The following is a 7,101-nucleotide window of genomic DNA, read 5'->3' on the forward strand; positions in this document are numbered from 1 at the left end:
TCCCCTTTCAATTTTTCAACATGTGTAGTAGTACAGTGACTCACTCTCTTTTACTCTTTTTCTCTTTTATCTCAACTTCTCCATTTTTAATGATCAAACCACTTGGTTGGCTCCACTTCTAAATTAATGTTGATTTGTTTTACCTCACTAAACTCATCTAAACCAAAAGTTCCTAATCCACGGCCAATTCCGCTTTGCTTATAGCCTCCCCACGGGGCCTCATTGTAAGCTAGATTATAGGCATTAATCCATGTAATTCCGGCTCTTATTTTCTTAATCACTCTTAAAGCCTTTGCACCATCTTGTGAAAATACACCTGCTGCGAGGCCATATGGGGTATCATTGGCAAGCTGGATGGCTTCCGCTTCATCTTTAAACTTTTGTACAGTCAGTACTGGTCCGAATATTTCTTCCTGAACAATTCTCATGTCCTGTTTGGTATCAACAAATATTGTCGGCTCAACAAAATAGCCCTTTTCAAGCCCATTGCTTGTGATACGCTTGCCGCCGCAGGCTAATGTCGCCCCTTCTTCTATGCCAAGTTGAATATATTGGAGTACCTTATTCATATGTGATTCATTGACAAGGGCACCCATTTGTGTTGACGGTTGATCACCAGGGCCGACCCGGATCTTTTTCACTTTCTCTATCAGTCTATCGACAAACTTGTCGTGAATGCTCTCTTCAAGCAACAAGCGCGATCCTGCATTACAAATTTGTCCAGCGTTTACAAAAATACCATATAAAGCATAATCCACGGCTGTCTCAAAGTCTGCGTCGGCAAAAACGATGTTAGGTGACTTGCCGCCTAATTCAAGTGCAATGTTTTTAATATTTCCAGATGCTGCTTTCATGATGCTTCTTCCTGTCGATGTACTGCCAGTGAATGAAATCATATCAACTTTAACGCTTTCCGCTAGTTCATTTCCTACTATTGCACCACCACCCATAACTAGATTTGCAACACCATCTGGTATGCCAACTTCTTCGATAATCTCAAATAATTTAGTAGTCGTAATCGGAGTGACCTCGGATGTTTTAAACACAATCGTATTTCCTGCAGCAAGGGCAGGGGCTATTTTCCAAGCTCCCGTCAGTAAAGGAAAATTCCACGGAGCGATCAGCCCACATACCCCAACCGGCTCTCGAATTACCATGGCCTGTACAGGACCGGAAACTGGATACGTTTGACCGTCCGGTTTAGTGACTAAACCGGCATAATAACGAAAACAATCCGCTGCATCCGCAATGTCAAACTCTGCTTCTTTCAGAGGTTTTCCGGTATTGGCTGTTTCAAGTTGGCTAAGCTCAGATGCCTGTTCTTCAATTTTCTCAGCTATTTTAAATAGATAGGAAGCCCGTTCCGAAGCCGACAGGTCTGACCAAATCCCGGAATCAAATGCGGTTCGTGCCGCATCAATGGCCATCCGGGCATCTTCTACATTTCCGTTGGGAGCCTCCGCAATGATCTTGCCGTTTGCCGGGTTAACAACATTACTCTTTTGTTTACTCAAAGAATCCATCCACTCACCGTTTATAAACTTTTTCAGTTTCAACAATTTGAAAAAACCTCCTGTTCGTTATTCTTACTTTAACAATCTCGTTTTAAAAATAAGCAGCGCTTTCATTTTTCTTTATTTTCAAAATATTCACATCTCATTTAGTTACATATACTTACTTCAGTGTGAAAAGCGGATTAAAAGTCTTCTACCTTTTGGGAAAGGATATTTTCATTCATATCTTCTACCTTTTGAGGAATAATCTCTTCATCAAAATGAAACTCCGGAAGAGGCTTGCGAAAAAATTTTGTCATGTAAAGAAGATATGCCAAGCCGCATGCGACCCAGATGCCTCCAAGGATCAAAGCACCAATTTCTAAGTATGACCATAACCACATAGTAAATGCTGCACCTATGAGCGGTAAAAATAGATACCGTATGCAGTCGTTAAAAGAACGTTTCTGATTTCTTATAAAATAATGGGCGATGACAGATAGATTAACGGATGTAAAAGCAATGAGCCCTCCAAAATTGATAAACTTGATGACTTGCTCCAGGGTCAACAAGATACCTAGTAAAGAAACGGTGCCTATCACGATAATGCCGTATAACGGTGTATTAAATTTGGGATGAATATAACCAAATAGATTTTTAGGCAATACAGAATCCCGTCCCATGGCATATAACACACGTGATGCGCTTGTAATTGCAGCAACTCCCGAAGAAAAGTTCCCAACAATTACCCCAGTAATAAATAATGATTTAAATACGTTTCCTCCTACAAGTATCGCGATTCCCATGGATGCAGAATCAGGGTGTTCGAATGAAAAGCCTGGCTGCACCAATTGTGCTAAGTAGGAAGAGCCAATGTACAAGACCCCTGTAAACAAAAGCATTATGATAATAGCTTTTGGGATCGTTTTTTCGGGATTTATTGTTTCTTCTGACAAGGTAGTAAGTGAGTCAAAACCAAGGAAACTAAAACAAAGAATCGAAGCTCCTGCTAAGATGACTGACAAGTCAACATCTGAATTAAATAATGGTTTACTTGAGAAAAGAGTGCCAGTCCCTACTCCTTCTAATAAACTTTTGACGGTTAATATCCAGAAAAAACAAACGAAAATGATTTGAGCAATAACGAAAATTTTACTTGTGGATGCTGATATCGTTACACCTAGTATGCTCGGTACCACTATGATAGCAGTCAAAAGAATAATCCACACATAATGCGGAATCCCCGGAAACACTGCATTTAAAAAGACAGTGGACATCAAGCACGTCACCATAGGTGTTAAGATATAATCAAGCATAATTGTCCATCCTACAAGAAACCCAACTTCAGAATTAATAGATTTTTGAGTAAATGTATAAGCTGAACCTGAGATAGGATATGCTTTTGCCATCTTTCCATAGCTGAGCGCTGTAAACAGTATCGCTAGAAATGCAATAATGTACGCACCCGTAATTACACCATGTGAGGTTACGGTAGCTATTCCATAGGTATTAAAAAATACCATCGGGTTATTCCAAGCAATTCCTAAAAAAACAACCTGTGACAAAGTAAGCGTTCTAACAAGCTTATTCCTTTCCATAATCAGCTCCCCCCTATTGACAAAGAATACTCAGAAGTTTTAGAATATTTCGTATCTTGATTATAAAGGTTTGTGTTACACAAAGGTCAATACCTGTATTATATTATTTAAGGAGGTGGTTAAACTGAAAGAAAAACTAACCATTGGTGAGATGGCAAAATTACGAGGGATGACTGCGGAGACCTTGCGCCACTATGATCGGATTGACTTATTCAAGCCGCAATATACCGATCCACACTCGGGGTATCGCTACTATTCTATTTTCCAGTACGAAGTTTTAGGGACCATAAAAGAGTTACGGCAACTTGGAATGAGTACGGACGAAATAAAGGATTATTTCAATGAACGCAATTTTAGTAAGTCTTTTGACATTCTTAAAGCCAAGCACGCAGATCTTATTTCAAAGCTGACCGAATTAACTGATTTGGAGGAAAATATTCGGGGAAAAATTGTATATTTGGATCACGTAGCAAGAGAAAAGGAACTCCAAACGGTTATGATTCGCGAAATAGGACGCAGGAAGTTAATTACATTGAATGAAAAAATCAATAATAATTTGGAACTCTGTTATGGTGTTATAAGGCTAGAAAATATGCTGGCTGAGAAGACACCGATTCTGGCCAGTAACAGACTAGGCATCCTCATCCAGGAAGCAGATCTTAGAACTAAACGTTTTGAAGAACCATCAGTCATTTTTGTTGTAGCAAAAAGTAAAGAAAAAATACCAAAACAGTACCAACGAATCGTTCCGGCCGGTTTTTTTGCGTGTATCCGCTATAACGGAGAAATATTATGGAACCGAAGCGAAAGCTTGAGTAAAATATTTGATTATCTTGATGAAGGTGGTTATCAAATTACCGGCGATGCGCTGCAAATTATGCACGTTGATATTACAATCACAGATAAACCAAATGAGATAACATTTGAAATTCAAGTTCCCGTTCAAAAGGTCTGACCTATTGGAGCCGGACAAATGTTTAGTGTATGGTTTAGACGAAAGATATAGGAGAGGTTTTGATATGGAATTGAATTAGCTAATGGCTAGTTCTTTTTTCAGAAGGGATGCCAACAAAAAAAACACTAATGGGAATCTTCATTCATAAACACCTACCCCCCATATTAGCGTAAATCACGCTAATACAATATTAATGGAAAAAAGCTGATTTCTCCTATGCTAAAGGGAAATCAGCTTTTTTTGAACTCTTGATGACCATAACCCATGACAGAAAGAGCAGCTGTCCCTAAGGATATAAGGACGAGCACACCACCTACTATAGGGTTGAACTCGACAGAGGTTTGCTCAATGACAATTCCGCCAATAAATGAACCAAAAGCTATACCCATATGGACAGCCGAATTGTTTAAGGTTTGCTGGATATCCGAAGTTTCTGGTGACAGTTCGATTAGATAGCTTTGCATCGCTGGTGTGATCGCCCAGCTTAGCATACTCCATATGACCATCAAGATTAGGAAAATCGGTAAAGAGAAGGTTGTATAAGGGATTAATAACATTGAAACCGCAAAAAAGATAATGACAGATATTATAGTGCGCTTTGATCCGAAACGGTCAGCCAGAAAGCCTCCAATTCCCCCACCAACTACAGCTGCAATTCCAAAAATTAAATAGACAATACTAACCCATGTTCCATCAAGGCCTAGTTTCATTTTTAAAAATGGAGTCAGGTATCCATATAGTGTTAAATGACCCGCCAACATGACAAAGGAAGTTGCCTGAGCAAGTAAAATTTTTCGATTTTTCAATGTACGTAATTGTCTTCCAATTGGAATAGAAGGCTTCGGTGCCATTCTTTCCAGAAAGAAAAACACCCCCGCCATCGAAACTAAGGTTAGGATGGAGATCATGATAAAGGGTGCCCGCCAGCCAAAAGCATTTCCAAGCATCAATCCAATTGGTACCCCTAGCACAAGAGAGGCACTGACTCCCATAAAAACAACTCCGATCGCCCTTGCACGGTATTGTTCAGTTACAATATTTGGCACCATCGTTAAACATAAAGCAATAAGCAATGAACCGCTAGAAGCAGCAATGATACGCCCAACAAGTAGAATACTATAATAGGGGCTGAAAACAGCAATGACATTTCCTATAAAAAAAATAAACAAAGTAATTAAAGTTAGCCGTTTTCGTTCAACTCTTTGTGTTACTGCTAACAATATAGGCGCTGCTAACGCGAATGCAAGGGAAAAAACAGTCATAAGGAAACCCACTTGCCCAAGACTCACATCTAAATCATTCGAGACAATATCTAGTAAACCGCCAATGATTAATTCAACCATCCCGACAACAAACGAGACAATCGCCAATAAGTACACACGTTTATCCAAAATTTAACTCCCTCTCTAAAAAGAGTACTAAATACTCGATAAAAAATAGCCAACCATGTTTAACTGGGTCTTTTCTCATTCACTACATACTTCTTCTAATTTTCTCTAAAGAGTTGATCTAATTTGTTTGTTGAATTTTGAATTTCATTTTTCAAGATTTTTGTCAATTTTTTCGGACGAGCAATTTCCCTATTTAAAAATTGGTTGATGATTCAATTTTCGGTTCGAAATCCAATTCATCACCGGCCATTTTCGTATTAAAAAGATATTGATTTGCTGTTTCCGTTCCCCTTCTCGCAGGGCGTCCCGTAACAATGTTTTAAAAAGGATTGGAGGGGTAAAAGGATATTTTTCCATCCTTTTTTCTGCTAGGACAGACCGAAGCATCAAAAAATAATTCGTGAACAGGAATCGATAATGAATCCCGCTTTGGATTTTCCATTACATCCCTCTTCTGATCAATGGATTGGTATCCATCTTTTTTTATGACCTTAAATGAATCTTTCTATACTCCTTTAATTAGGTATTCTATTATAAAAATTATAGCACGATTGTTTATAATGTCTTAACCCGTTCATTTCAACGTATTCTAGTCATTACCATATTTTTTTAGCATAAAATTAGAATAGTAAGAGAATTAATAAATAACCGTTCATTAATCTGAAAAAAAGGAAATGATTATATAATGAGTATGATCGATAACCCATTGAATAAAGAGAATGAAGAAACCTCATCTATATCTCTTAATCTTTAATTTTTTGTCTTTATTCTATGTAGCCTAAATGCCATATTAAACAGGCATTTAGGCTACATTTGTTTTTTGCTCCAATGTTCAGCATACCCTGAAGCTGTTGAATTATTTGCTTCGCAAATAAAATTTCCGGATCTGATGTTGAATGTCCATCTCCAACTAGTGTTACATCAAAATGATTAACAGTTGCAGTTTATAACAGCTGTGGAGGACACTCGTATTTCCTGATGTATTTGAAATCCACTCCCACTACCATTCGAAACGTCTGTATCTCTTACGAACACAATATAAGCTTTTTCCTGTATTGCCTTTCCAATAACAGAATTGATGTTATAAAGTATTTTCTCTTTCTCAAAAACACCTTGTTCGTCTAGTCCACCATCCATTAATTCTTGTTGTGAATGTATTACAAGTTGAGCTTGTTCTAGAATGAACACATCCTTAAAATTCATTATTTCTACTTTTTATTGGAGATTTATATTTTTCCTCTATATAAAAATACCTACTTATATTATTGCTTTATACAAAATAAGATTGATATATAAGTTTTTTACAATTCTATATCTTATAGAGCTAACCTGCCCCGATAGTTGCATAAATCGAGTAGGAGGAGGCGCCTAGCCTCCGACCTCTCACACCACCGTACATACCGTTCGGTATACGGCGGTTCAGTTTAAGTCTGACGTAGTTTTGTATATCGTTCATATAGATTTACTAACCCTTGGTGGTGCCAATAAACATTATTAAGGGTTTTGTCTAGAATAGGACTATGCGCTATGCGCCAATAACCCTTTCTGCTATTTCCCCATTCATATGCTTTTCCAAATGGGACGCCTAATCCTTTGAGTTTCCTCACTCTCGTTCTTGGCAATTTCCATTGTTTCCATAGGCACATCCTGAGTCTTCTTCGAAT

Annotated in this window: 4 protein-coding genes and 1 pseudogene; 1 reads left to right on the forward strand and 4 read right to left on the reverse strand. The window is 38.1% G+C overall.

Going from position 1 to position 7,101, the window contains the following annotated elements:
- Positions 1-86 precede the first annotated feature (86 nt).
- Both LQ203_RS18090 and LQ203_RS18095 read right to left on the reverse strand, forming a co-directional pair.
- Complete coding sequence (locus LQ203_RS18090) at positions 87-1,559, reverse strand: aldehyde dehydrogenase family protein (protein WP_230159898.1); 1,473 nt, start codon at positions 1,557-1,559, stop codon at positions 87-89.
- A gap of 137 nt (positions 1,560-1,696) precedes the next feature.
- Positions 1,697-3,091, reverse strand: a complete 1,395-nt coding sequence (locus LQ203_RS18095; RefSeq protein ID WP_230159899.1) for an APC family permease — start codon at positions 3,089-3,091, stop codon at positions 1,697-1,699.
- A 115-nt stretch (positions 3,092-3,206) separates the two neighbouring features.
- Between LQ203_RS18095 and LQ203_RS18100 the strand changes: the two genes are divergently transcribed.
- The gene (locus LQ203_RS18100; protein ID WP_230159900.1) at positions 3,207-4,046 is read left to right on the forward strand and encodes a MerR family transcriptional regulator; all 840 of its coding nucleotides are present in this window, start codon (positions 3,207-3,209) and stop codon (positions 4,044-4,046) included.
- A gap of 230 nt (positions 4,047-4,276) precedes the next feature.
- Here LQ203_RS18100 and LQ203_RS18105 read toward each other — a convergent pair whose 3' ends face one another.
- Complete coding sequence (locus LQ203_RS18105) at positions 4,277-5,437, reverse strand: MFS transporter (protein WP_230159902.1); 1,161 nt, start codon at positions 5,435-5,437, stop codon at positions 4,277-4,279.
- A 1,424-nt stretch (positions 5,438-6,861) separates the two neighbouring features.
- Positions 6,862-7,101 (reverse strand): annotated as a pseudogene (locus LQ203_RS18110) (group II intron reverse transcriptase/maturase); the annotation flags it as partial.

The sequence above is a fragment of the Peribacillus sp. Bi96 genome, from assembly GCF_918698115.1.
Taxonomy (GTDB): Bacteria; Bacillota; Bacilli; order Bacillales; family DSM-1321; genus Peribacillus.

Bases quoted from the DNA above. Each gene is read 5' to 3' on its own strand.
- LQ203_RS18095 (WP_230159899.1), bottom strand. From the start codon at position 3,091: ATGGAAAGGAATAAGCTTGTTAGAACGCTTACTTTGTCACAGGTTGTT.